The 25,483-nt window shown below is 59.5% G+C and carries 27 protein-coding genes; 17 read left to right on the top strand and 10 right to left on the bottom strand.

Annotation, left to right across the window (positions count from 1 at the left end; all coding sequences use genetic code 11):
- Positions 1-6: 6 nt before the first annotated feature.
- The 5 genes from QTJ18_RS00640 to QTJ18_RS00620 form a co-directional block, all read right to left on the bottom strand.
- Positions 7-810, bottom strand: a complete 804-nt coding sequence (locus QTJ18_RS00640) for a CbbQ/NirQ/NorQ/GpvN family protein (RefSeq protein WP_252755113.1) — start codon at positions 808-810, stop codon at positions 7-9.
- 61 nt (positions 811-871) lie between these two features.
- Positions 872-2,218, bottom strand: coding sequence for a nitric-oxide reductase large subunit (locus tag QTJ18_RS00635; RefSeq protein ID WP_252755114.1), 1,347 nt, complete (start codon positions 2,216-2,218; stop codon positions 872-874).
- Between the two features lie 28 nt (positions 2,219-2,246).
- The gene (locus QTJ18_RS00630) at positions 2,247-2,699 is read right to left on the bottom strand and encodes a c-type cytochrome (RefSeq protein WP_252755115.1); all 453 of its coding nucleotides are present in this window, start codon (positions 2,697-2,699) and stop codon (positions 2,247-2,249) included.
- Between the two features lie 153 nt (positions 2,700-2,852).
- Positions 2,853-3,128 (bottom strand): cytochrome C oxidase subunit IV family protein, encoded by a 276-nt coding sequence (locus QTJ18_RS00625; protein WP_176952449.1) that lies wholly within the window; start codon positions 3,126-3,128, stop codon positions 2,853-2,855.
- A 7-nt stretch (positions 3,129-3,135) separates the two neighbouring features.
- On the bottom strand, positions 3,136-3,681 hold the full coding sequence (locus QTJ18_RS00620) for a cytochrome c oxidase subunit 3 (protein ID WP_176952448.1): 546 nt from the start codon (positions 3,679-3,681) through the stop codon (positions 3,136-3,138).
- Positions 3,682-3,818: 137 nt separating this feature from the next.
- Between QTJ18_RS00620 and QTJ18_RS00615 the strand changes: the two genes are divergently transcribed.
- The 8 genes from QTJ18_RS00615 to QTJ18_RS00580 all read left to right on the top strand — a co-directional run bounded on the left by QTJ18_RS00615 (position 3,819) and on the right by QTJ18_RS00580 (position 10,257).
- Positions 3,819-3,974, top strand: coding sequence for a hypothetical protein (locus QTJ18_RS00615; protein ID WP_176952447.1), 156 nt, complete (start codon positions 3,819-3,821; stop codon positions 3,972-3,974).
- Positions 3,975-3,984: 10 nt separating this feature from the next.
- Positions 3,985-4,461: a hemerythrin domain-containing protein gene (locus QTJ18_RS00610; RefSeq protein WP_252755116.1), complete on the top strand. Its 477-nt coding sequence runs from the start codon at positions 3,985-3,987 to the stop codon at positions 4,459-4,461.
- Complete coding sequence (locus QTJ18_RS00605) at positions 4,458-5,141, top strand: NnrU family protein (protein ID WP_252755117.1); 684 nt, start codon at positions 4,458-4,460, stop codon at positions 5,139-5,141. Before QTJ18_RS00610 ends, QTJ18_RS00605 begins: the two co-directional genes overlap by 4 nt.
- Before the next feature lie 116 nt (positions 5,142-5,257).
- Positions 5,258-6,283, top strand: coding sequence for an ABC transporter substrate-binding protein (locus QTJ18_RS00600; protein WP_252755118.1), 1,026 nt, complete (start codon positions 5,258-5,260; stop codon positions 6,281-6,283).
- Between the two features lie 12 nt (positions 6,284-6,295).
- Entirely contained in the window at positions 6,296-7,102 is an 807-nt protein-coding gene (locus QTJ18_RS00595; RefSeq protein WP_252755119.1) for an ABC transporter permease, read from the top strand.
- Positions 7,099-7,848, top strand: coding sequence for an ABC transporter ATP-binding protein (locus QTJ18_RS00590; protein ID WP_252755120.1), 750 nt, complete (start codon positions 7,099-7,101; stop codon positions 7,846-7,848). The genes QTJ18_RS00595 and QTJ18_RS00590 overlap by 4 nt, the downstream gene beginning before the upstream one ends.
- Entirely contained in the window at positions 7,845-9,065 is a 1,221-nt protein-coding gene (locus tag QTJ18_RS00585; RefSeq protein ID WP_210270934.1) for an NnrS family protein, read from the top strand. Before QTJ18_RS00590 ends, QTJ18_RS00585 begins: the two co-directional genes overlap by 4 nt.
- Position 9,066: 1 nt before the next feature.
- Complete coding sequence (locus QTJ18_RS00580) at positions 9,067-10,257, top strand: NnrS family protein (RefSeq protein WP_252755121.1); 1,191 nt, start codon at positions 9,067-9,069, stop codon at positions 10,255-10,257.
- A 53-nt stretch (positions 10,258-10,310) separates the two neighbouring features.
- Here QTJ18_RS00580 and QTJ18_RS00575 read toward each other — a convergent pair whose 3' ends face one another.
- Positions 10,311-11,009 carry a helix-turn-helix transcriptional regulator gene (locus tag QTJ18_RS00575; protein ID WP_252755122.1) on the bottom strand — a complete coding sequence of 233 codons (699 nt, stop codon included), beginning with the start codon at positions 11,007-11,009 and terminating at the stop codon, positions 10,311-10,313.
- Between the two features lie 76 nt (positions 11,010-11,085).
- Between QTJ18_RS00575 and QTJ18_RS00570 the strand changes: the two genes are divergently transcribed.
- Positions 11,086-11,997 carry a DMT family transporter gene (locus QTJ18_RS00570; protein WP_252755123.1) on the top strand — a complete coding sequence of 304 codons (912 nt, stop codon included), beginning with the start codon at positions 11,086-11,088 and terminating at the stop codon, positions 11,995-11,997.
- A 106-nt stretch (positions 11,998-12,103) separates the two neighbouring features.
- Here QTJ18_RS00570 and QTJ18_RS00565 read toward each other — a convergent pair whose 3' ends face one another.
- Positions 12,104-12,673 carry a UbiX family flavin prenyltransferase gene (locus QTJ18_RS00565; RefSeq protein ID WP_156322792.1) on the bottom strand — a complete coding sequence of 190 codons (570 nt, stop codon included), beginning with the start codon at positions 12,671-12,673 and terminating at the stop codon, positions 12,104-12,106.
- On the bottom strand, positions 12,670-14,193 hold the full coding sequence (locus tag QTJ18_RS00560; protein WP_252755124.1) for a UbiD family decarboxylase: 1,524 nt from the start codon (positions 14,191-14,193) through the stop codon (positions 12,670-12,672). The genes QTJ18_RS00565 and QTJ18_RS00560 overlap by 4 nt, the downstream gene beginning before the upstream one ends.
- Before the next feature lie 107 nt (positions 14,194-14,300).
- Between QTJ18_RS00560 and ubiT the strand changes: the two genes are divergently transcribed.
- The 7 genes from ubiT to QTJ18_RS00525 all read left to right on the top strand — a co-directional run bounded on the left by ubiT (position 14,301) and on the right by QTJ18_RS00525 (position 23,271).
- Positions 14,301-14,804 carry a ubiquinone anaerobic biosynthesis accessory factor UbiT gene (ubiT, locus tag QTJ18_RS00555; protein ID WP_252755125.1) on the top strand — a complete coding sequence of 168 codons (504 nt, stop codon included), beginning with the start codon at positions 14,301-14,303 and terminating at the stop codon, positions 14,802-14,804.
- Positions 14,804-15,781: a ubiquinone anaerobic biosynthesis protein UbiU gene (gene ubiU, locus QTJ18_RS00550; protein ID WP_252755126.1), complete on the top strand. Its 978-nt coding sequence runs from the start codon at positions 14,804-14,806 to the stop codon at positions 15,779-15,781. The genes ubiT and ubiU overlap by 1 nt, the downstream gene beginning before the upstream one ends.
- Positions 15,778-16,701: a ubiquinone anaerobic biosynthesis protein UbiV gene (gene ubiV, locus QTJ18_RS00545; protein ID WP_252755127.1), complete on the top strand. Its 924-nt coding sequence runs from the start codon at positions 15,778-15,780 to the stop codon at positions 16,699-16,701. The genes ubiU and ubiV overlap by 4 nt, the downstream gene beginning before the upstream one ends.
- A 116-nt stretch (positions 16,702-16,817) precedes the next feature.
- The gene (gene ric / locus QTJ18_RS00540) at positions 16,818-17,480 is read left to right on the top strand and encodes an iron-sulfur cluster repair di-iron protein (RefSeq protein WP_252755128.1); all 663 of its coding nucleotides are present in this window, start codon (positions 16,818-16,820) and stop codon (positions 17,478-17,480) included.
- Positions 17,481-17,972: 492 nt separating this feature from the next.
- Positions 17,973-20,165 (top strand): methyl-accepting chemotaxis protein, encoded by a 2,193-nt coding sequence (locus QTJ18_RS00535; protein WP_252755129.1) that lies wholly within the window; start codon positions 17,973-17,975, stop codon positions 20,163-20,165.
- A 579-nt stretch (positions 20,166-20,744) separates the two neighbouring features.
- On the top strand, positions 20,745-22,229 hold the full coding sequence (locus tag QTJ18_RS00530) for a DUF305 domain-containing protein (protein WP_244484682.1): 1,485 nt from the start codon (positions 20,745-20,747) through the stop codon (positions 22,227-22,229).
- A gap of 940 nt (positions 22,230-23,169) precedes the next feature.
- The gene (locus QTJ18_RS00525) at positions 23,170-23,271 is read left to right on the top strand and encodes a hypothetical protein (RefSeq protein ID WP_252755130.1); all 102 of its coding nucleotides are present in this window, start codon (positions 23,170-23,172) and stop codon (positions 23,269-23,271) included.
- Positions 23,272-23,453: 182 nt separating this feature from the next.
- Here QTJ18_RS00525 and QTJ18_RS00520 read toward each other — a convergent pair whose 3' ends face one another.
- Positions 23,454-24,140, bottom strand: coding sequence for a glutathione S-transferase family protein (locus tag QTJ18_RS00520; protein ID WP_252755131.1), 687 nt, complete (start codon positions 24,138-24,140; stop codon positions 23,454-23,456).
- Between the two features lie 39 nt (positions 24,141-24,179).
- Positions 24,180-24,857, bottom strand: a complete 678-nt coding sequence (locus QTJ18_RS00515; protein ID WP_252755132.1) for a class I SAM-dependent methyltransferase — start codon at positions 24,855-24,857, stop codon at positions 24,180-24,182.
- Positions 24,858-24,968: 111 nt separating this feature from the next.
- On the opposite strand from QTJ18_RS00515, the gene QTJ18_RS00510 reads away from it, so the two are divergent.
- Positions 24,969-25,424 (top strand): Rrf2 family transcriptional regulator, encoded by a 456-nt coding sequence (locus QTJ18_RS00510; protein WP_112967577.1) that lies wholly within the window; start codon positions 24,969-24,971, stop codon positions 25,422-25,424.
- The last annotated feature ends 59 nt before the right edge of the window (positions 25,425-25,483 follow it).

The following is a 25,483-nucleotide window of genomic DNA, read 5'->3' as shown; positions in this document are numbered from 1 at the left end:
ATTCTCCTAGCGGATCACCGCCTGCGCCAGTTCCAGAAGCGCAGTGCGCACATCGGATTCGTCGGTCAGGGGCTCAATCATGGCGGCGCGAACGGCGTCGCGCGGCGACAGACCGGCGTCAATGAGGCTTGCACAATAGACGAGCAGACGCGTCGACACGCCTTCTTCCAGGTCATGCCCCTTCAGCGCCCGCAGCCGCCGAGCCAGTTCGACCAACGGCTCTACAGCCGAGGCAGACAGTCCGCTCTCTGCCGAGACAACCTCAATCTCTCGCGCTTTGGGCAGGAAGTCGAATTCGATGGCAACGAAACGCTGACGGGTCGAGGGCTTGAGGGCCTTGAGCAGGCTCTGGTAGCCGGGGTTGTAGGAGACGACGAGCATGAAGGCCGGCGGCGCTTCGAGCTCTTCGCCTGTGCGCTCCAAGGGCAGGATGCGCCGGTCGTCGGTCAGAGGATGCAGCACGACGGCGACGTCCTTGCGGGCCTCAACCACTTCGTCGAGATAGCAGACACCACCTTCTCGAACGGCCCTGGTCAGCGGTCCATCGGTCCAGACCGTCTCTCCGCCCTTAAGCAGAAATCGGCCGGTGAGATCGGCAGCAGCCAGATCGTCGTGGCAAGACACGGTGGTCAGCGGCAGACCGAGCTTCTGCGCCATATGGCTGACAAAACGGGTCTTGCCGCAGCCTGTCGGCCCTTTGAGGAGAAGCGGCAACTGCCGTGTCCAGGCGGTTTCGAACAGGGCACATTCGTTGCCGGCGGGGGAATAGGCCGGGATATCCGGCTGAATGTTACGCGCGATGATATTCATGATGCTGATCCTTCAAGATTGGAAGAGCCCCGCTGCTTTTATGACCAGCGGGGCCGCTGTATCATTCGGCAGGCTCGACATAGCCGCCAAAGGCAGGCTCTTTTTCCTTGCCTGGCACCAATACGGCCCAGACGAACATCAGAGCGGAGACCAGCACGACAGCACCGGAGCCGAGGCGCACCCAGTAGAACAGCGCCAACTGGTCTTGGACGGCCATGTAGCTTTCGCCGAGCACGCGCTGCAGATGCACCTGCAGGACACCGGCAAAGGTGAGCGCAAAGGTCATCACCGACATGGCGGTGCACATCATCCAGAAGCTCGTGATCGAAAGCCACTGATTATAGGGCTGCCGGCCGCGCATTTCAGGAATGGCATAGGCCATGATCGCAAGATTGAGCATAACATAGGCGCCGAAGAAGGCGAGGTGTCCGTGGGCTGCCGTCACCTGTGTGCCATGGGTGTAGTAATTGACCGACGACAGCGTGTGCAGGAAACCCCAGACGCCGGCACCGAAAAAGGCCATGACCGAGCAGCCGATCGACCAAAGAAGTGCCGCACGGTTCGGGTGCTTGCGGCCAGCTTTCCAGGTCATGACGAAGGTGAAGATGACCATGGTGAAGAAGGGCGCGACTTCAAGCGTCGAGAAGAGCGAGCCGATCCACTGCCAGTAGCCCGGCGCGCCGATCCAGTAATAGTGGTGACCCGTGCCGAGGATGCCGGAAAAAAGCGCCAGACCGATAATCACGTAGAGCCACTTCTCCACGACTTCGCGGTCAATGCCGTTGAGCTTGATCATCAGAAAGGCGAGCACCGATGCCATGATCAGCTCCCAGACGCCTTCGACCCAGAGATGGACGACATACCACCAGTACATCTTGTCGAGCGCGAGATTGGTCGGGTTGTAGAAGGCAAAGAGGAAGAAGATCGCCACGCCCCATAGCCCGAAGATCAGGATGTTGGTGACGACGGTCTTGCGGCCCTTCAGCGACGTCATGGTGACATTGAACAGCAGCATCAAAGCGACAATGACGATGCCGACCTTGATGATGAAGGGCTGCTCGAGAAACTCGCGGCCCTCATGGATGCCGAAGAGGTAACCGACGACGGCGGCGGCAGCGGCAACCAAAAAGACCCAGAACTGCGCGATGGCAAGCTTTGGACTGTAAAGCTCCGTCTCCGCCTCTTCCGGCAGCAAATAATACGTCGCGCCCATGAAGCCCATCAGCAACCAGACGATCAGGGCGTTGGTATGGATCATACGCACGATGTTGAAGGGCAGGAGCTCGGAGAGCGTATTGGGCAGGACGTAGATCGTGCCGGCCAGCACGCCGAAGAGAACCTGAGCGAGGAAGAGGCCGAGCGCGCCGTAGAAATACAGCATCGCGACCTTCTGGCTTTGATATTTCATGGGTTTGTCTCCTTGGGTCACGAAGGGCTCAGCCCGCCTCATTCGGCGGCCAGTTCTGCGTCTTGATCTTGCTGGTCCATTCGAGGAAGTCGGCGAGGTCGTTGATCTCTTCGTCGGTCAGGTTGAACTGCGGCATCTGCCGGCGGCCCTCGACGCCGGATGGCTGTGCGGCCATCCAGGCTCGAAGCGTCTCGCGGGCGCTGTCCCGGTCCTCCTGGCCACCCCACCGGGTCCAGACATTGCCGAGCTCGGGGGCAAAATAGGCGCCCTCGCCCAGGATCGAGTGGCAGTTGATACAGGAGTTCTTTTCCCAGATATGCTTGCCGCGGGCGACGCTGGCGGTCAGCGTCGTCTCGTCCGTAGAGGTGGTGCGCATGTAGTAATGGCTGTGGGCCGTGAGCCCGACGAAGATCGCAAAAAAGAAAATGGAGCCGCCATAAAAGACGTTGCGCGCTCCGGTCTTGGTCAGGCGCTCTGCCATACCCTTGTCCTTCCGTCTGCCGGGCAAGAGGCCCGACCTGGTTTGCCCGCTTCGAAGGCTCCGGCGATCCCCTCGCCAGCTTTGCGGGATGTTCTTTTCATACAGAGTGTCCGGCGTCGTTCTTTGCGCTTCGGCAAGCAACCGGGCGAATGTTCAAGCCAACAGAAGGACCACCAGCGACCGCGACAGTGCAGCGATCAGAATGATACTTAACCAGCAGATGAGCGCGATCCGCATGGGGTGATGCCCGCCCCTGAGTTCGAGGAAGTCGAGAATCACAAGCCGTCCCTTGGCAAACGCAATCCCAAGAACTGCGGCAATCGGTACGATGGTTGGACCTGCGAGCGCCGCAACAATTGCGCCGCCAATCGCGAAGGTCATCAGCATGGCGAGCACACCCACCAATTCCTCGTGCTGTCTGCGGGTCATGATGGCCTCACGCGAGATAGAGAATGGGAAAGATCACCAACCAGACGAGGTCGATCACGTGCCAGAGTGTGGCGATCAGAACCAGATTTTCCCGTGCCGGGCGCCAGGCGACCAGGAGAAGCGCGATGGCCCCGAAGGCGACATGCAGCAGATGGAAACCGGTGATGATGAAATAGAGCTCGAAAAAGGTATCGAGCGTCGCATCGGCAGCGAAGCGGACCTCACCCCAATATTCGAAGAGCTTGACCGCCACAAAGCAGAAGCCAAGCAGAGCTGCAATGACCAACGGCCGTTTCACCGCCTCAAGATCAAGCCGATTGCGCATCGCAACGGCGACAAAGTACCCGCTGACCAGCAGGACAAGCGTGTTCGCGCCGGCGATCCCCGGCCTCAAATGCAGACGCGCCAGTTCGAAGGCTTCTGCATCGAAGGTCGAGACGACGAGGAAGCCCAGGATCAGGATGCCGAAAGCGATCAACTCGCTCCACACCAGGATCCAGAGCAGCAGGTGGTCGTCCTTTGCCTCCTGCTGGAGGCTCGTTTCCATGGCCATCGTCAGTTCTCCCGTTTTGGGATCCTTTCTAGAGAAAAAACTGAAGCGCTCTTTGTGGGAGCGCAAAGAAGACTGACGAAAGACAAGGCAGAGTGCTTCCAGAACAGAAGGGCCAGAACAGAAGGGAATGACTGGAAATGACGGATGCACAGATCGGCCTTATCGTTGCGACACCTGTCATCATGGGCTTTGCCCTGATGCTGAAGCGCATGGGCGTACTGCAGGGCGGCGGCACGCTTGCTGCCGTGCTGGCTTCGCTTGTCATCGGCGTCGTCCTGTTTCTGGGCCAATGAGGAGGCAACCATGGAAACGATCGGATCCAGCTTGACGGCCACCGAGGTCAGGGCGCTTGAGGACAAGCACCGAGATCTTCTTATTCTCTGCTTGAGGCTGGAGGAACTGGCCACGGACTTCGACGCCGGCGAAATTCCGCGCGGCATCCAGAAGGTTGCCAAGCACATCGAACCGCTGGTCGCCGCCGCCCATACTCTGGAAGAGCAGAAGTTTTACCCCGACCTCGAGTTGCATGCCGGCTCCTGCTTCGGCTCCCTTCTTCTCGATCAGGTCAAGTCTGAACATCGCGTCGACCGCCGCGCGGCCCGTGAGCTATCCCTCACCTTGGCCGCTGTCGCTCGCAGACGGTGCAGACTGCGCCTGGAAACGGTGGCCCATATGGTTCGGGGTTTTCAGGAAGCTGTCCGGCGCCATATCACTGCGGAGCAGATGCTGCTGCAGCAGCTTCTAAACGTGGAACCCGAAACGCAGGTGTTCCCAACATGACCCAGATCGTTCTTGCGCTTGCAGCATTCTTGTTGTTGCATTCGGTGCCTGCCCTACCAACCATCCGCGGAAGGCTAACCGCAGCGCTTGGATTACGGCTCTACCTTCTAGTCTATTCGACAACATCCGTAGCACTCCTGATATGGGTCCTGCATGCCGCCTGGAGCACTGATTATGTAGAGATCTGGCGGCCGGATTCCCGGAGCATCCTCGCCAATCTCGTGTTGTCGCCACTCGGGCTCTTTCTGGTCACGGCAGGCCTCATCAGTCCCAATCCCGCATCTATCAGCTTCATGACAGGCACTACACCTGGCGCGATTACAACTCTCACCCGCCATCCGGTCTTGTGGGGATTTTTCCTCTGGTCTCTCGGCCACCTCGCAGCAAACGGTGATACCAGATCGCTCCTTATCTTCGGTGGCCTCGGTCTGTTTTCTGCTGTCAGCATCCTTGTCGCGGAAAAGCGCGCGAGACGCAGGATGGGAGAAGACTGGTTACCAGTCGAGAGATCAACATCCATATTTCCCTTGATCGCCCTGCTCTCGGGACGCGCCAAGCTGCGTCTGGATGGACATCTGGTAGCCGGGCTCGCCGTGACGCTGCTTGTCACACTTTGGCTGCTCGCGGGAGGCCATGCCGCCCTGTTTGGCGCAGACCCAATTCTCGCGCTCGACATCTGAGAACGATTCCAGCCGGCAATTCCATTCATTCCTTGCTCTACGTCAAACATCCCGCGCGCCGCCGGCGATAACATGAGTAGATAAATCAATTTTGGGAGAGCGGGATACCCAACACCATGAAACAGGTTTGCAGGACGGATATCATTGAAGCCGGCACGGCAGGCTACGCACCAACCCGTCGCACTTTATGCGCTGGCATTGCCGCGACCCTCGCCCTCCCCTTCCTAAACAAGCGAGCACGCGCTTCTTCACTTGACCAGCTCGTCCTCTACGGCCCACCTGCCGGGCCATCGATCACGCTTGCCTATGCTGTTGGCAAGGGCCTGCTGCGCGATGTCGCCAACAAAGTGGAGTTCAAGGTGTGGCGCACGCCGGATGAGATGCGGGCAGGTCTTGCATCCGGGTCGATGCAGGCCGTGGTCATGCCGACTACGGCGGCGGCAAATCTCCATACGCGCGGTCTTGGCCTGAAACTGGCCAGCGTAATGACCAACGGCCTTCTCTATATGGTCTCGCGCGATGAGAAGATCACCACTTTCGCCGATCTCGAAGGTCAAAGCGTGACCGTGCCATTTCCCAATGACACGCCGGAACTTGTCTTCGATGCGGCGCTTGCCCATCATCGGATGACCGGCAAGGTCAAGGTAGAGCGGGCCGGCACGCCAATCGAAGCTGTGCAGATGCTGCTCGCAGGGCGCATCGACACGGCGCTCCTACCCGAACCGGCGGTCTCTGCCGCCATCTTCAAGGCCAGTACCGGTGGTCAGGCGCTTCACCGCGTCATCGACATGCAGAAGGAATGGGGTACGGTCACGGCAAGTACGCCGGTCATGCCCCAGGCAGGTCTCGCCCTGACGCAAAGCTTCCTGGACGATCATCCGGAACAGGCGACCGCGCTTCTTGCGGGACTTGCGCGGGCAGCAGTCGAGGTGAACGCCAATCCGGCAGCGGCTGCGAGCCAAGCCGCATCGGCGCTTGAACTCCCATGGCCTGTGCTGGAGGCGTCGATCCCCTATTCGAACCTCGTCGCCATCGCCGCTCGGGACGCTCGCGGACCGATCGAGACCCTGCTCAAAGCCGTGGCACAGAGGCATCCCGAGATGGTGGGCGGTCGCATGCCAGACGCGTCACTTTATCTATAGGGCTGGATCATCATGGGCCTGGCTTATCGTGCGGGAAGGGTGGCGCGCTTCCTCTGGTCCGGCTGGGCGGGTTTCAGCGGCCTTGCCGTCTTTGCAGCCGTTTGGCAGCTCGGAGCCGAAGCCTATGGCAGCTTCGTGTTGCCAGCACCGGCCGAGACGATCCAGACCCTGTTCAAGCTAGCAGCAGACCCCGACAATCAGATGTTGGTGGTGTCGACGAGCCTGAGGGCGCTCGCCGGCTTTTCACTGGCCGCCGTGATTGGGACGATGGCAGGCGTGGTGGCCGGATACCATCCGGCGATCATGAGGCTTGCACGTCCGCAGGTAACCTTGCTGATCGGCGTCCCGCCAATCGCCTGGATCGTCCTTTTGATGATCTGGTTCGGCATGGGGGCAGGAACGGTCATTGCGACAGCTGCCATCGCCGCATTGCCGCTTGTCTTTGTTGGTGCAGCCGAGGGCATCCATACACGGGACCGGTCGTTGGAAGACATGGCCCGGATGGCCGGTCTGTCATGGCTGGCCCGCCTGTTTCAGATATCCCTACGGCAAATGCTTCATGCGGTATTTCCTGCTTTGGTCATGGCACTGGGCACGGCTTTCAAGGCAGCAGTCATGGCCGAGTTGCTGGCTAATGCCGGCGGTATAGGAGGCGCGCTCGCCAATGCCCGTTCCGCACTCGATGTGGAAGCTGCCCTTGCCTGGATCCTCCTGTCGGTCACTGCGCTGATCAGTGTCGAATATGGAATTGTTCAGCCACTGCGCGCCGAAGCCGAGGCATGGCGGGAAGCCGCCCAACCCTGGGGCGTACGCCGATGACCCTCCTCCAGCTCAAAGCCGTGGGGCACGTCTATCTCGGCCGCCCCGTTCTCGAACAGGTCACTCTGCAGGTCAACCAGGGGGAAATGGTCGCGCTGGTCGGACCATCCGGTTGCGGCAAGAGCACGCTTGCCCAGATCGCCGCCGGGCTGATTATCCCCCGCCACGGCCAAGTCGAGCGAGGCTATGCGCGCTGCGCTTTCGTCTTTCAGGAACCGCGCCTCCTCCCATGGGCGACGGTCGAAGCCAACGTGGCACTCGGCCTATCTGGCCTGCTCGTGGCGCGGTCCGAGCGAAGGGCAAGAATTGCAGCGGCCTGTGATCGCGTATCGCTGGAAGAGAGCGACTGGCAAAAGTTTCCATCGCAGTTGTCGGGTGGCATGCGCCAGCGCACGGCGCTTGCCCGTGCTCTCGTCGCCGACCCCGATTTCCTCTACTTCGACGAGCCCTTCACCGCGCTCGATGCCGCCTTGCGACGGCGGATGCAGGATCTCGTCGTCGCCACAGCCTCAGACAGCGGCAAGGGCGGGCTCTTCATCACCCATGACATCCATGAAGCGCTGCGGATCTGCCACCGGATCGCGGTCCTCGACCGCTACGGCCATGGAATTCTCGACTGCGTCTCTGTTCCCGAGACACCGGGGCATCGCAGTGAGGAGATGATTTTCGAGACGGCACGAAGGCTCATCTCCGACCACCCGCTGTTTGCCGTCGTTGAAGAACATGACGAGCGGAGGCTGGCATGAGTGTGCTTCCAGCGATACGCATGCTTCCCTCGGCCGATCTTGCCAGGGCCATGTCCGCCGAAGGCCTCAGACTGATGTTTCCACTTGCCGCCTTGCATGCGGCGCTGTGGCCGTTTCTTTGGATTGTGGTTTGGTCTCTTGATCTACCTTTTGCTGTCTCGTCCCTTCCCCGCCAATGGCACGCCCAAGAAATGCTGGTCGGCTCCTTCGGAGGCGCGCTTTTAGGCTTCCTGACCTCTGCCCTACCGGAATGGACGGACACGCAACGCCTCAGTGGACGCCCCCTGTTCTTGGCTGCAGGTCTCTGGGCAGGCGCCCGTGTGCTCGGTTTGCTCGCTGTCGAGAACGGTTGGCTTCTCGGCCTGCTCTTCGATATGTCTTGGATGCTGTTCCTGCTCGCCTATGCGCTGCGTCTGTCGTGGATCAAAAAAAACACCGATCTCCTGGGCTTCATGCTGTTCCTCACCGCCTTTGCCGGGGCTGCGGCCCTGCTACGAATTGCAATGGCTCTGGGAGAATATGATCTGTCGGAAAGCGCAATCAGAATGCTCGGGCTGTCGCTTCTCGGCCTGCTCGGCCTCGCACTTGCCCGCATCACCGTACCGGTGACCAACCTGATCCTCGATCCGACGGAAAAGACCTCGCCCTACAGACCGCATCCGGGCCGGGTCCATCTCTCGGCTGGATTGACCATGCTGGTGATCGTGGCAGAGGCAGCCACGCTGTCGGACGCCGTGCGCGGCTATCTGATGTTGGCCGCCGGTGCAGCCTTTCTCGATCGGGTCGGCGAGGGGTTCGTCGGTCGCGAAGGCTTTTCCTTCGAACTTGGCGGTCTTTGGCTGTCGAGTGCGCTGGCTGGCACCGGCCTTCTCATCTGCGGCCTTAACCTCATTGGCCTGCCTCTGCCCTGGCTGGGCGGGCTGCATCTGGCACTGATGGGGGGGCTGGGTCTCGGCGTCCTGCAGGTACTCTCGATTGCAGGCCTTCTGCATACCGGTCAACCGCTGCGCTTTTCAAAGACAACCCGGGTGGCGATCCTGCTTCTGGTCCTGTCGGTTCTTCTGCGGATCCTCCCGGAGTTCGCGCCGTCGCTCTCCCTGCCCTTCGGCGCTTACGGTCTCTCCTCTGCGCTGTTTTCGCTTTCCTTCCTCCTCTGGGCCAAGGCCTATATTCCTCTGCTCTGGTCGCCGCATACGGTTGACCAGGAAAGGTGCTGACATGACCACACTTTCCGGCCCCTCCATCCCAAAGCGTCTCTTGTCAGGCGGATTCCGCCTGTTCTTTCCGGGCAGCGCGCTTGTCGCCGCCCTATCCATCGCGATCTGGGTCCCCTGGTTCCTCGGCTTCATGCATGTGCCAACCCTTTTGCCGCCAGTGGCCTGGCACCAGCACGAGCTTCTCTTCGGCTTCGTCCCGGCCGTGATAGCAGGGTTTCTTCTCACCGCCGTGCCGAACTGGACCGGCAGGCCCGGTTTGAAGGGCATGCCTCTTCTGGCGCTGTTTCTTCTCTGGTTCGCCGGGCGTCTGACGATCAGCCTCTCGGAACTGACGGGCATGCTCGGCGCAATGCTCGTCGCGCTCACCTTCCTGCCGGTGCTCGCCATCTTCGTCCTGAAGGAACTGGTCGCTGCCTCGAACCGACGCAATTACAAGATCGTCGCCGTTCTGGCGCTGCTGAGCGCCGCCCAGGTTCTCTTCCATGTCGAGATTGAGCGCTATGGACGCGTCGAAATCGCCGACCGTCTGGCCCTGTCCGCGATCCTCGTCCTCATCTCCCTGGTCGCAGGGCGCATCATTCCGGCATTTACCGGCAACTGGCTAAAAGCGAACAATCCGGGACGGCTGCCGCAGAATTTCGCCCGTTTCGATCTGGCCGTCATGATCCTTGGGAGCCTTTCAATGGCGATGTGGATCGCTGTCGGCGGCGGTCTTGAAAGCCTCCAGTTTCCCACGGGGCTGCTGATGCTTGTCGCCAGCCTTGCTCATCTCGTGCGACAGGCAAGATGGTGCCCCGAGCGCACGCTTGGGGAGCCCCTCGTGACGATCCTGCATGTCGGCTATCTCTTCATTCCCTTAGGCTTTTTGCTGATCGGCCTCTCGATGCAGTTGGACCACTCCGGCTTCGCCTCGGCAGGCATCCATGCCTGGACGACAGGTGGGGTCGGGGTCGTAACGTTGGCGGTGATGACCCGCGCCACGAGAGGCCATACGGGTCAGGCGCTGACGTCGCCCCCCACGACAACCTGGCTCATCTATGCACCAATCATCCTCTCGGCACTGCTGAGGATTTCGGTCGCAATTTGGCCGCAGCATACCATGCTGTTATTGCCGATCGCAGGCATCGCGTGGATCGTGGCATTCATGGGTTACGTGGTCTTCTACATGCCGTTGATTGCGCGGAAGGGTTGAAATACAATGAGAGTATGCTTCCCGCCGAGTAGCGCGATCACGTCTCAGTGACTTCATTCCAGGGGTCTGGGAGCATGTAACCGCCTCGCCATCCACTCTGCCATCAGAGGACTGCTATCAGAAGCATATCGGTCTTCCAGCACTTCGGATTGTAAAATCCGGTCTGCCCGGAAATGGCGGTAGTCTTCGCGAAGCTCGCACCAGGCGGCGATCAAGGTCACATCGACATAGTAGACGGTAGCAATTGGCCAGATCGTGCGCCTTGATCGACGCTGTTGTTCGTCGATGTAGGTGATCTCGATTTTGCGACATGCTCGGATGGCATTACGCACGTCGAGCAGTTCAATCCCGTTGGGTCGCACAGCATCCCCCTCCGAGACATAGAACCGGGGTGATGCAAGATAGGAGCGCAGTTCCTTCGGGACGATATGCTGAAGCTTGCTCAGAACGCTTTCGGCCGCTTCCTGAAGTTTCGGGTCGCGGATGCGATGAACAAGATTTGCTCCGACTGTGATGGCTTCGATTTCCTCCATTGTGAACATAAGGGGTGGGAGATCAAAGCCCTTTCGTAGCAGGTAACCAAGCCCCGGCTCGCCCTCGATGGGGATTCGACGGGCCTGCAAGGTTGCGATGTCCCGATATATGGTGCGGGTCGTCACTTCCAGCATTTGCGCCAGCATGGCGGCCGTCGTCGGCTGCGTCTTGCCACGCAAGGCCTGAATGATATCGAAAAGACGATCGGCACGACGCACGAGCTACCTCCAAGACCACTGACAAAACGGTGTCAGTAGCATCGGGGTACAAAGCTCCAGATGCAAGGGGGCGACGATGCAAGACGATTATAACAAATGGCTCGGCACACTGCTGATTATCGGTTCCGCAGTCGCCTACAGCCTGTCCGGTTACTTCACTCGGCTCATCACGCTCGATGTCTGGACGCTCCTGTTCTGGCGCGGGATCTTCGGCGGGCTATTCATCGGCACTTACGTCGCCTGGCGTCATAGGAACGACCTTTTGGGCTCAGTCCGGGCTACGGGAATGGCTGGCTTAGGGGTGATGCTCCTTTCCACACTCGCCACGATCTGCTTCATCAATGCTCTGCGTCTAGCTCCCGTGGCAGACGTGATGACGATACACGCGGCGCTTCCATTTATGACCGCGATCCTAGCGCTGGTCTTCACAGGTGAACGAGAGCACTGGACGACGTGGGCGGCCAGCCTCGTAGCCCTCGTCGGCGTCATGATCATCGTGAACCCTCAAATCTCCGGCGGTCATTTGGCTGGCCATACCTTCGCGACAATGATGGCGTTATCATATGCCGCAATGATGGTCATAATCCGCCGACATCGGCATGTTTCCATGCTTCCGGCGGTCTGCCTATCCGCCTTTCTCTGCGCATTCGCGGTGCTACCTTTCGCCCAGCCTATGCAGGTATCGGCCCCGATCATGTTTGATCTTGTTTTGTTTGGAACCGTCCAGTTTGGTCTCGGCCTGCTGTTGATGACGGTCGGGACCCGGTTGATCTCGGCGACGCGTTCCGCCGTAATCGGCAGCTTGGAAAACCCGCTCGCACCGCTTTGGGTGTGGCTGGCTTTCGGGGAACTGCCTGCTTGGGCCACGTGGGTCGGTGGCGGATTGGTCATGGGCGCAGTGGTGCTTGATATTTTGATAAAGCCGAACAGCCGACCAAAAAGAGCCGGTGACTTGGATCAAGCTGCTAGCCCAGCTAAAACTGTCTAGGATGCAACGTAAAGTCACCGTGAACCGAGTCTGCGCGAAAAGCCAACCAAGCGCAACCAATCTCCCGCGAGCGACGTTCAAAGAACTGATGGCGGTCTCAGTACAATCACCCTCTCCACTCCGGTATCAAGGGTGCGTCCGTCAACCCGAGCAGATCCACGGCACGAGCCGCAATATGAGCGACGAGATCCTCTACGCTCGCTGGATTGCGGTAGAATGAGGGGACCGGCGGCATCACCACAGCCCCCATCTCGGTCACCGCCGCCATGTTGCGCAGGTGCCCGAGGTGAAGCGGCGTTTCGCGGGCAAGGAGAACCAGCCTGCGACGCTCCTTGAGCTGCACATCGGCGGCGCGAGTGAGAAGATTGTCGGTTATCCCGGTCGAGATCGCTGCAAGAGACCGCATCGAACAAGGGGCGACGATCATACCGGCCGTGCGGAATGATCCGCTGGCAATCGATGCACCGATATCGCTTTCCGAATGGAAATGAGCAGCGAGCCCGATTAGCCGCCCCAGCGCCTCGTTGCCCGCCTCATGTGCGATTGTCCGGCGCGCTGCTGACGTGACGACGAGATGCAGTTCAACATCATCCATGGCCGCCAGGAGCCGGCCGACCTGAAGACCGATCGCCGCCCCCGAAGCACCGGACATGCCGAGAATGACACGCCTCATCATGGCTCACCTTCCCTTGTCTTGAGGGATCCAAGTCCAAGTTCGCGCCAGATCGCATCGACGCGCGCCGAGACCTCCGGCGTCATTTGCAGCACGCGGCCCCATTCCCGATCGGTTTCTGCGCCAAGCTTGTTGGTGGCATCGAGACCGAGCTTTCCACCGAGCCCAGGCTTGGGAGAGGCAAAATCGAGGTAGTCGATGGGCGTGTTATCCACCACCACCAGATCGCGGGAGGCGTCGAACCGCGTGGAAAGCGCCCAGATGACGTCGCTCCAGTTTCTGACGTCAACATCGGCATCGACCACGATGATGAGCTTGGTGTAGCTGAACTGCGGCAGCATCGACCAAAGCCCGAGCATGATCCGGCGGGCTTGCCCCGGATAGCGCTTGTCGATCGACACGACGATCGCCCGGTAGGAGCACGCTTCAGGAGGCAAATAGAGATCGACGATCTCCGGAAACTGGCGCTTGACGAGGGGAAGGAAGAGGGCATTCATCGCCTCTCCAAGCACCGAAGGCTCGTCTGGCGGACGACCGGTGAAGGTCGAGAGGTAAACAGGATCCTGCCGCATCGTCATCGCGCTCAAGGTCATGAGGGGAAACGGTTCGACGGAATTGTAGTAGCCCGTGTGGTCGCCATAGGGGCCCTCAAGTGCGGTGTCCGCGATCGAAACGGCCCCCTCCAGAACAATTTCTGCAGTGGCTGGAATATCTAGCGGCTGGGTGAGCGCCCGCACCACATGGGCGCGCCTTCCTCTGAGCACACCGGCGAACGAAAGCTCGCTCATTGTCTCCGGCAGCGGCATGACGGCGGAGAGGATTGTCTGCGGATCAGCGCCGATTACGACCGCAATGGGCATGTCCCGCCCCACGGACTGCCACTGCCGGAAATGTTTTGCAGCACCACGATGGGCAAGCCAGCGCGTGATCAACCGCCTGCGGTCCAGGGCTTGCAGCCGGTAGACGCCGACATTGACATCCTTAGGGTCGGAGGGCGAGGCGGTGACGACAAGCCCCCAGGTGATTAGCGGTGCCGGTTCGCCGGGCCAGCACCACTGGATCGGCAGCCGACTGAGATCAACAGCCTCACCTTCGAACACGATGTCCTGGCATTCGGCGTGAGACATCCTGCGGCATCCCAGCGCCATGGCGGAGCGAAGCACAGGCAGTTTCTTCAAGGCATCCCGGAGCGACGCCGGCGGCCTCGGTTCGCGCAATTCGGCCAGAAGGTCCGCGAGATCGCCGATCTTGCCGCCAGGGATGCCATAGCCAAGTTCGATCCGCTCGCGCGTGCCGAACAGATTGGCAAGCAGCGGTATTTCTGACACTGCACCGTCTGCCCGGACCGGGCGCTCAAAGAGCAAGGCCGGGCCTACCTCTGCCAGAACCCGCCTGTGGATTTCCGTAATCTCATGGACAAGGCTCACCGGCCGCGAGACGCGGATAAGCCGTCCTCGCTTTTCCAGTTCGGTCATGAAAGCTTGAAGACCGTCGTAGCGACGAGGCGGTGCGTTCTGTGTCATGCGGACCGCTATGACCTGTGAATTCGGTTACGTCTTTGCGCTGGAGCAATCTGGATTGTCGGCCGTTCTCATAGGTTTGCGCCGGTTCAACCATCAAAATTGGCGCAATGCAGACAACATCCATTCTGGCTCTCCCGCTGAAAGCCGTGCCGCTCATGCCGCTCGTGCCAATTGAGCTCGTTGCACGTCGCCTTTTCAAGCTCCTGCTCCTAGCTCATGGCGATATGTTCGAGCGCCTTGGCACATACAAAAGCTGCCGCTTTTCGTTTGCTCCAACGGACCTACCCCTCGTCTTCCTCATCGAGCCTGGCGTCCCTCATCTCACTGTGTTGCGCAAAGGCGATACCTTCACAGCGGATGCGGGTGTCGAGGCCCCGCTGGTAACACTGCTGGCACTCCTTGAGGGGCGTTGTGATGCTGATGCCCTGTTCTTTTCCCGCGACTTGAAGGTGATCGGAGACATGGAGGCCATGCTTGCGATGAGAAACGCACTTGATGACTGCGATATCGACCTTCCGCGTGATCTCGCGCGGATCGGGGGACCGGCCGCCCCCGTCGTTCACAGGCTGGCCGTGGAAATCCGAAGCCGGTCGCTGAGGGAGATCCGGTGATGGAACTGATCTGTCCGGCGGGAACACCAGCCGCATTTCGTGAAGCCGTCGATGCAGGCGCTGATGCGGTCTATTGCGGCTTCCGCGACGAGACCAATGCCCGCAATTTTCCCGGCCTCAATTTCAGCCGAGATGAGCTGCGAGACGCGATTGTCTATGCCCGCAACAAAGGCTGCATGACATTTGTCGCCCTCAACACTTTCATGCGGGCTGGCGACGAAGAGATCTGGTATCGCGCGGCGGCCGACGCGGTAAGGCTCGGTGCCGATGCGCTGATCCTAGCCGATTTCGGCCTCATGGCCCATGTCAGGGAACACTATCCAGAGCAGCGCTTGCATGTTTCGGTCCAGGCGTCTGCTTCCAATCCCGAAGCGATCAATTTTCTCGTCGAAGCCTTCGACGCAAAACGGGTCGTGTTGCCGAGAACGCTGACGATCGGCGACATTGCCCGCATTGGTCGCAAGGTTAAATGCGAGATCGAGGTCTTTGTTTTCGGCGGGCTTTGCGTCATGGCCGAGGGACGCTGCTCGCTTTCATCCTACGCCACCGGCAAATCGCCCAATATGAACGGCGTCTGCTCCCCGGCGAGCCATGTGCGGTACCGACAGGACGGCTCCGACATGGTGTCAGAGCTCGGCACCTATACGATCAACCGCTTCAGCCAAGGCGAGGCCGCTGGTTATCCCACGCTTTGCAAGGGGCGTTTCGACATCGGCGATGCCCGTGGTTACGCCTTCGAAGACCCAGTGTCCCTCGACGTCATGGGCGAAATCGAAGCCTTGAAGGATGCCGGTGTCTGCGCCTTGAAAATTGAGGGACGCCAGCGCGGCAAAGCCTACGTGGCCGAGGTCGTATCGACGCTGCGCCAGGTGCTCGCAACCGCCCCCTCGGGGCGTGGCCCCTTGCTGACCCGGCTGAGAGCGCTGAGCGAAGGGCAGAAGACCACGGTCGGCGCCTATGAGAAGCGCTGGAGATGAGCATGACCGAACTGACACTGGGCCCCGTCTACTATCTATGGGACGGCCCGAAATGGCGAGATTTCTATTATCGGATCGCAGACGAAGCGCCCGTGGATCGCATTATCCTCGGCGAGACTGTCTGCTCAAAACGGCAGCATTTCATCGAGCCATACTTGGCAGATGTGGTGGAGCGCCTGGAACGGGCGGGAAAATCGGTGGCCTTCTCCTCGCTGGCGCTCGTCACCTTGGAGCGAGAAAGTCGGATGGTGAAAGAGCTGATCGAGACGTCGGACCACGCTATAGAGGTCAACGATCTCTCCGCAATCGGCCTGATCAATGGCCGCCGACACCTCGTTGGCCCCTTGATCAATGTCTATAACGGTCCAACGGCGCGCTTAATGGCACTACGCGGGGCAAACCGCATCTGTCTTCCGCCCGAACTTCCTTTCAGCTCGATTGCTAGGATCGCCGAAGATGCCTCTGATGTGGCTCTCGAAGTCATGGTGTTCGGTCGCATGCCGCTGGCCATATCGGCGCGCTGCGCCCATGCCCGTTCCAAGGGCCGGATCAAGGACAATTGTCAGTTCGTCTGTGGCGAAGAACCGGATGGTCTGCCAATCAAGACACTCGACCGCCAGTCTTTCCTGGTGCTCAATGGCGTGCAGACGATGTCGCACACGTGCCAACTCCTGCTCGGCGAACTGACCGACTTGCAGGAGGCCGGGGTCAATGCCTTCCGTCTCTCACCACAGGACTGCGACATGGCGCGCATCGCTACCATCTTTCGAGAATTGCTGTCCGGCAGCCTGGGACCTGAGGAAGCCGCCACGTTGATCGGGCATTGTTATCCCACGGCCAAGTTTTCCAACGGCTTTCATCATGCCCGAGAGGGGGCCGCCTGGGTATCGCGGGCGAAAAACACCGCCCACGCATCCTGAGCGCGAGGGAGAACAGCGCCCATCTTGTTTGCGAAAACGCAACGATCGGATCGGCATTCCCCGCCATAGTCGCGACCACAACGATAACGCATTGAAGCGCAAGCAAGGTGAACTCAATGGAACTCAACGCAAACCAGACGGTCGGGAAGATCGCCACCTCCCTCCCCGGTGCAGCGGCACTTTTCCGCCGTCATGGCATCAGCTTCTGCTGCGGTGGCTCTGACAGCATCGGGGCTGCGGCCGAAGCTGCAGGCCTCTCACCGGAGACACTGGTGGACGAATTGCAGGGCCTTGTCGACGCCGCATCGACTGAAGCACCGGATGGCACAGTCGATCTGATCAATCATCTCAGGACACGCTACCACGATACCCATCGTGCAGATCTCATCTCATTGATCCCGCTTGCCGCCAAGGTCGAGCGGGTGCATGGCGATCATCCCGATGCACCGATCGGCCTGGCAAATCTCCTTGAGCGTATCCAGAGCGATCTCCATAGCCATATGCACCGAGAGGAGCTTATGCTCTTCCCGCCTATGGAACGCGGCGACCATCAAGCACTGAGCATGCCCATCGAACAGATGCGCCATGAACATGACGTCGAGGCACAGCATCTGGCGGAACTGGAGCACGTGACAGGCGGATTTCATCTGCCGGACGGTGCCTGCAACTCATGGCGCGCGCTTTATACCGGCGTAAAGAAGTTTGCCGATGATCTCGTCCAGCACATGCATCTGGAAAATGAGGTCCTCTTTCCACGCTTCACCGTCGGAGCCTTCTAGAATAACAACTGTCGGGGACGAGGGATCATGCCGAAGAACCAGAAGCCTGACCAAGGTATAGATCGCGAAAGGATTGCTCCTCCGGCCGCTTTCGGGTCGCGGCGTGAGCGAGCCTGTGACACCGTCTGCGACATGCATGAATGTGTAATTAGTGGCATCGCCGGACCCGAGACGGTCGCTTATCTCATGGACCGGCTGCTGTCACTTGATCCTCGGTACGCAGGCGACAGGCGATGATCGGCCCTCCATGCCCTCATTATCGCCCTTGGAATTTGCGCGTACATGTGAAGGGCGCGGTTTGAACCTTCCCGCAGCCTGCGTTGGATTGACGCACGCTGGGGTTTGTTTGTTCGACGCTTGGCATTCGTCAAAGCGAGCCCGGACGCGTTAGACAACTTTTTACTTTACCACATCAATGCTCGCTAAAATTCACATCGTATCATGATGTTACGATATTCGGCATGATGCCCCAGCTCAGGAACAGCATGTAAGATGCGCATCACCGACTTTTCGATCAACAAGCGCCTCTGGCTTGCGATCATGTTTCCTCTGGTTGCAGCCCTTACCCTTGCGTCGATGGAGCTTCTCGACTCGTGGCGCTCCTACCGGCAGATGCAGACCGTCGCTAAGGTGAGTGAGAACATCACGGCCATTGGCGAGATGATCCACGTCCTCCAGAGCGAGCGGGGGCAGAGTGCGGGATACATCGGATCAAACGGCAGCGCAGACCGAACGCCGCTGTCAACGGCGCGCCAATCGACCGATGCGGGTCTGGTAAGGCTGCCAAAGCTCGCTGACGCCATAGCCAGTTTCGAAAACACGGAACTGAACCGCCGCTGGGCCTTGTCACAACAAGCGCTTCAAGAGCTGCCCGCCAAAAGGCAATCCATCGACAACTTGTCCTTCAACGGTAAGCAGTCCTTTGACTTCTACAGTGGCCTGATTGGTGAACTCTCGGCCCTTGTATCCGAACTTTCTCTACAAGGTGTTGGATCGAGTATCGCGGCCGAAATGATCGGCTATAACCTGCTCATGCAGGCAAAGGAGATTGCAGGCCAGGAGCGCGCAACCGGGAACGGGTTCATCACGTCGCGCGACGTTGACCCCGAGCTTGTTGCCCCCTTTGCCCGCATGGCAGGCGCTCAAAATAGCCTGATAGACAACTTCCTCGCTCTACAGCAGAAGGAACTACAATCCGCCTACACTTCGCAACTCTCCATTCCTGCATTGAAGGAGATCGAAGCCACGCGGTCGTCCTTGATTGGGACGGGTTCGACAGCGGCCAGTGACTTGAGCGCTGATCGCTGGTTTGCAGCCACCAGTCAGCGTATTGACGCAATGAAGGCTCTGGAAAGGGCAAGCCTCGAGCGTCTCGGCAACGAGGCACGCGCCATCGCCGCAAGTGCATTCACCCGGCTCGGAACGGTTCTGATCCTTTGCATCGCCGGGGCCATTCTGGTTATCGCCTTGTCGCTGTTTCTGGCAGGAACAATCAGCCGTCCGCTGAAAGCGCTCGTCAGTTCCATGCGCAGATTGGCAGAGGGTTACCTCGAACCGACCGGGCAATCTGCCAACCGTAAGGACGAAGTCGGAGACATGGTCAAAGCGGTAGAAGTCTTCCGCCTTTCTGCGATCCGAAATCGCGAACTGGAGCTGGAGGCAGAGCGCGCACGCGAACAGGCCGAACACGACCGAGTTGAGATGCAGATCGCAGCGGAGGCAGAGGCCGAAGCCCGCATGAACAAGGCAACCGGCACACTGGCCCAGGCCTTGAGAAAGCTTGCTGCCGGCGACCTTCTTTGCGAGGTGAACGAGGCCTTTGCACCGCAATTCGAAGACCTTCGCCATGACTTCAATCGCTCGGTGGTGCAGTTGCGGCAAGCACTGGTTGGCGTCGGCCAATCCGTCACGACCGTCACCGGCGGAGCATCCGAGGTTTCTTCGGCATCGGATGACCTGTCGAGGCGCACCGAGCAGCAGGCGGCCTCGCTTGAAGAAACGGCCGCTGCACTCGAACAGATCACAGCGAATGTCACGGCCACTTCAAAACGCTCGGATTTGGCCCGAAGCGTAACGAAGAGCGCACGCGAAAGAGCAAGTCGATCCGGTGAAGTGGTACGAAACGCCGTGGCAGCGATGGACAAGATCGAGCAGGCATCGAGCCAGATCAGTCAAATTATTGGTGTGATCGACCAGATTGCCTTCCAGACAAACCTGCTCGCCCTCAATGCGGGCGTGGAGGCAGCCCGCGCCGGCGAGGCCGGCAAGGGATTTGCCGTGGTTGCCCAGGAAGTCCGGGAGCTCGCCCAGCGTTCGGCGCAGGCAGCCCGGGAAATCTCGGGGCTGATCGGCAATTCTGAATTGGCAGTTCGCCAGGGCGTCGAACTGGTCTCGGAGACAGGCACCGGACTGGCCGAGATTGACGAGCTCGTGCAGGAAGCGGCAAGTCACGTGGACGCCATCGCGATCGCAGCGCAGGAACAGGCAGTCGGTCTTTCACAGGTCAATGTCGCGGTGAACCATCTAGATCAATCGACACAGCAGAACGCAGCAATGGTGGAAGAGATGAGCGCTGCTGGCGCTGCCTTGGCCAGCGAAAGTGTAACTCTCCAGGGTTTGCTCAACTCGTTCGTATTGACCTCATCTTCTAGCGGTCAAATCGTAGCTGAAAGAATGAGGGCATAAGTCGGAGTGGGTCGCATTTGCAGGATCTCCTCAGCTCTTGAGCGGAATCGAACCGACGACCCGACCCCTGCCCTTCTATCCCGCCTAACAGATTCAGTTGGTGAGGGAGAGACTTAGCCGAGAAGCGGACGTCATGATGAAGGCTACGCGGGGTGCTCCACTGCGTGTCTATCTGAGCCGTCTGTCAAAGCCTCGCCAACGGCGTTGATCAATTGTTGATGTATCGCCGTACGGGAGTGTCCACTACCGTCTGAGCAAATCGGCTCCTCCATACCATCTTAGTTTGCTCGCGCGGCCGCACCCGGCTTGCAAACTCCGAACATGCTGTAGTGGCTCGCGTCAGCAAGGACGGCAAAGCCGACGGGCGTTAATAGCACGGATCAACGAGTGCAGAGGGTTCCATAGTTTGACTAAAGTCAATTACATGGCGGAGTCTCGCACTATGTTCAGGATCACGAGCCCGTGGTGGTGAGCGGATCAATCTGTATCTGGACAAGATCGGACGCCTTTGAAGCGCCGCGGGCTCCTTGCTCGTCGGGAGTACAGGCTCCCCGGAAAGCACCGCAGTGAGACGTTGCAATGAAGGACAACGATATGTATCAATTCCAAGGAAGGCGCAGAGCTAATCTGTTCGCAGCGGGAAGCTTCCTGCTGGCGACAGCGGGCACGTTGGTGCCGTCAGGCGCATCAGCTCATGTGAAGTGGTTCGAAGCCTATGAGGTCGCGGCCAAGCCGGTCCCGATCCTGACTACCCTCTCCCTACCGTACTTCTGGCTGGGCCTGCTACTTGTGCTCGGCTTCTTCCTGGCCACAACGCTCCTGGAGCGCAGGCAGCCGGGCTTGCTCGCGCTCAAGAGCCTGGACGCTGCCACCTCGGGGCTGCGTACGCACGCCGACCACTTCCTGCTCAGCGTGCTGGCGGCGTTCTTCGTGTCGCTGTTCGCCGTCGGCGGGACCTACCTCACGCCGGACCTGAAAACGCAGTCGGAACTGGTTCCTTGGGCTCAGATCGTGATAGCGGCCCTGATCCCCATGCGCCGCACCCGACCGATCGCGGCGGTTGCGATCGTCGTCCTGTGGCTTTTCACGCTGCGCGACTACGACCTGTTCCACCTGTTCGACTATCTGGCGCTCGGACTTGGCCTCGCCGGCTACCTTCTCCTTTCGGGCTTGCCAGACGGCAAGTGGCATGACCGTCGCTTCGGCGTGTTGAGGTGGGGAATCGCCCTCGCCTTGACCTGGTCTAGCATGGAAAAGTTCATGTACCCCCAGTGGTTCATGCCGCTCCTCGAGGAGAAGCCGTTCCTGGCCTTCGGCATCCCATTCGGCCCCTATACGACGATGTCGGGCGTTGCCGAGTTCACTTTAGGTTTCGGCTTACTCTGGACACCGCTGGTCCGCCGGCTGTCGGCATTCGCTCTCTTCGCGCTGATGTTCGCGGCAGTCTATCCGTTCGGCCGGGTCGACATGATTGGCCACGCGACAATCTTGGCGTCGCTGCTGATCGTGGTCGCCGATCCTCAGCGCGCTAATGCGCTTGAGGTTGCGCCTAAAGGCCGTGCTGCCACCATCATGGTACCCGCCGGACTGGCTGCCGCGCTCGCCATCACCATGATATCCTACGCGGGGTTGCACAATGTGATCTACGACCGCGCCAGCGGCCAGATTGCAGCGCTGCTACGAGCTGAAACCATGGCTCCGGCCAAAACCATCGGAGCCGCCCCCGGCGCGTTCTGGCGCGGAAACGAGCACTATCATGGCGACGCCGGGACAAGCAGCGCACCGGGCGCAGGAGCGGCAGCTGCCATGATGGAGCAGATGAACGCCATGCACGAAGCCACCAGCCGCGTAAGTGTCTCAGGCGACGTAAGCCGCGACTTCGTTGCCCTGATGGTGCCGCACCACCAGGCCGCGATCGACATGGCACGTACCTATCTCGAAAGCGGAAGCGATCCGAAGCTGCGTCAGCTGGCGGAGCACATTATCGCAGATCAGGAAGCTGAAATCGCGCAGATGAAGGCCATGTTCCCTGCGGAAGCCGCCGCTATGCCCTCGCATCATTGATGCCGACCGACAGCGCGACCTGGTAAGTTGCGCTGTTCCTCTTTCGGATACCCGCTTGTGTCTGTCGCCCCGTATTTGCATGGAGGCAATGCCTCTTCATCGCCATCCCATTTATGTCAAACGCTGCTCGCTATGGCGCGACCTCGCTTGTGGACTACCTAGACGAGGCGTCCTCAACAGCGGCGGGAGCAAACACGCGATGCCAGTCTATTTACAAGCCGCTCGGCGACGACGGCTTGGCGTCTCCGCTCTCGTTGTCGGCGCGGCAATCGCGTTCTTCACTAAACTGCCTCAGCGCGTGATCGCATCGTGATGGCACTCGGCTAAGAAGTCTGATTTCGGCGGTTGCCTTCGAACTCATGGACGAGGCATTCGCGCGCGGCGGCTTTAACTCGACTGCTCTCTTTTTCGTGGCGGGCGCTGCCATATACAGAAACTAAAAGAGAATTGGCTAAATTTAGGCGGCCGCAAATGAAGCGCGGTGTTCGTTCGATTGCGTGGATGCTCGCTGCAATGACGACTCCAGGTGAGCTGTGCTGCCGGTGCTACACTTGCCAATGAAGCAGGAAAGCTGCGTGAGCTGGTGTCGCAGTTCCAGCTCGGCACGGCAGCAGGCTACACGACCGCTACCAACAGAGCAGCACCCGCCAGACCTGCTACCAACCAGGCACCTGTGGTTTCTGCTCCACGCTCCATGGTCGGTAAGATTGCAAAAGCCTTCAGCGGACGTGGCGGAGCGGCGACTGCTGCTGTTGCAGACGACTGGCAGAAGTTCTAGCAGCTCCGCCAGCACAACGAGATCAACAAGACGCCGCCTCCGGGCGGCCTTCTTGTGCTAAGGGACAAGAAAAAGGCTGCGCGCGGCGGGCTTTGCCGTATGGCCAAGAGGAGGGAGTAAGGAGGATCATCCGGCGTCCGATACAGTGCTGAGCGGGGCGTCGTGGCGAGGAATGTTCTCCCAACTTCCCCGCCCTCAGTCGAATATGAATCGACCGTGTTGGGCATGGAACACGTCCCCGCTATCGCCGCGATTGTTTCGTAGGCGAGAAGCTGAAAAGAGCTCCAGAAGGTCGGGCTTTTCTTGGCGTGAAGCTGAAGAGTAGGCCATCGCCATCCGCGAGTGTCGCCAACGGCGCGGGCGACGGCCTTTCAGCTCTTGAAAGGGATCGAACTAGCGCCCGATCGTTCAGACCATCTCGCCAAGCGTCAGAATTGAATTTAACGTCATAGGCAAAATCCTGTCTGCTTCATCAAGCCAAATGCTTTGCTTCGCTGCTGCTCAGGATAGGTTGGCCGCTTGGCGCTGGGGCGCTGGATGAAGCTATCGAACCACATCTGTAGCTTAGCGCACTCCAGAGGGATCGGCACATCGTAGAAATCTCTCGCGTATTGCAGCGTAGCCATCGCGACGCAGTCCGCTAGCGTAACGTGCTGACCGGCGATAAACGGTTCATCACCAATCAACGTTTCGATGAGCCGCAACTGCTCAAAATACCGCTCAGCGCAGATTTCCGCAACTTCGTGGCTGGAGCGTGCCGCGCCTTCCCCGAGTGCACTTCCGTGGCGAGCCCAAAGGCCGAAGAAAGTCAGGGCCTCATCGAACATCTGAACGAGTTGGTTGACCTTTGCCCGTGCAGCTGGTGTGTTCCCGCGCAGATTCGGACGGGGTATCTTGTCTTCAATGTAGTCGAGGATCGCCAGTGATTGCCCAATCACGGTGCCATCGGCATCCCTCAACATTGGGAACGATCCCATGGGATTGAGGGACCTGATCTCTGGCGGGGGTGAGTTAGTGAGCCTATCCGGCTCCGCATAGAGCTTTACGGCCACACCCCGAGGCTGCTTCTCTGCCAAGTAAATGTTGACCCGTTGGGGATAAGGCCCAAAGGAGAAATTGAGGATTTCGATCACGGCTTACTGTTCCTTGCTCTAAGGGCGCTACGTGGAACATCAGGCGACCATGACCCAGCCACGAAACGAAAGAGCAGCGTAGAACAAACTAGGTTTCCGGAAGCCCGCTTCGCGGAAGCAAGCTTCTTCCTGATGGGGCGAAAGCAGCGGCAGTCGCTCGGCCATCGCTCGGGCGGAGGCGGCGGCTTGGGCAGGCAGTAAACCCAAGCCTGCGGCAAATGTCGCAGACCGCGCCAACCAAGTTTGCGCTTGTCCATCGATTTCTGTGTGATGTGCGGCAACGAAAACACCGCCCGGTTTAAGTCGCCTGCGGATCTCCTGGAGCGTCTCCAGCCGCTCCCGCAAAGCTAAGAAATGCAGGGTCAGGAGGCACACTGCCCCATCGAAAGGACCGGCGGGTGCATCCACCGCCGTTCCGCAAACTAGGTGCGTCCGCTTCGCGAAACGCGATGTGGTTTGGCGGGCGATGTCCAGCATAGCGGGAGACGGATCAACACCGGTAAACCGCCAGTGCGGCCGGATCTCAGCCATGCCTCTGATTTCCAAACCGCCGCCAGCGCCCACAACGAGAACATTCGCCGCCCCAAGTGCCTGTTCGGCAATTAGCAGCGCTGCCATTTTGTGAAGGTCTGCAAGCCCGGGCACCTTACGCGGCGTCTCTGCGGCATAGTCGGCCACTGCCGCGGGATTGAGAAATGGGTTGGCGTCACCACTCATGACAACCTCTTCATGTATCAGTTGGAGCTACGTAACACGATTTGGCTTTTTGTATCAAGCGATGCTACATGACTTGCAGCGGATTAAGCACCTCATCAACCGGAGGGACTAGTGAACAAGGACACGAGGCTGTCAGATGTGCTACATGTGCTGTTGCATATGGCAAAGGTGAATGAGCCGGTCACCTCGGAGGTGCTGGCTCGGAGCATGGGCACAAATCCGGCCGTGTTTCGCAGAACCATGGCAGGCCTGCGGCGGGCAGGTCACGTCAAATCCGGCAAAGGGCATGGCGGCGGCTGGCAGTTAGCGCGACCCATTGAACAGATTACTCTGCTCTCCGTCTACGACGCACTTGAACAGCCGAACCTCTTTGCCATCGGTTCTCGCAACCGCCACCCCTCCTGTCTGATTGAGCAGAATGTCAACCTCGCACTCGCAGAAACGATGCTTCGAGCCGAAAAGCTGCTCCTCGACAGGTTTGGCCAAGTAACCTTGGATCAACTCATGCCCTCACAGGCAGAGCCAAAACCAATGGGCAACACAGATAAACCGCGTCCATCCCCATAAACAAGTCACGGCGCTCATCTTCTTTTGCTCATCAGACTGGGTCCGCAGTGGATTGTCGA

The sequence above is a fragment of the Rhizobium sp. SSA_523 genome, from assembly GCF_030435705.1.
GTDB lineage: Bacteria > Pseudomonadota > Alphaproteobacteria > Rhizobiales > Rhizobiaceae > Neorhizobium.
Note: the sequence above shows the minus strand (reverse complement) of the source record. Positions and strands in the feature narration are given on the sequence as shown.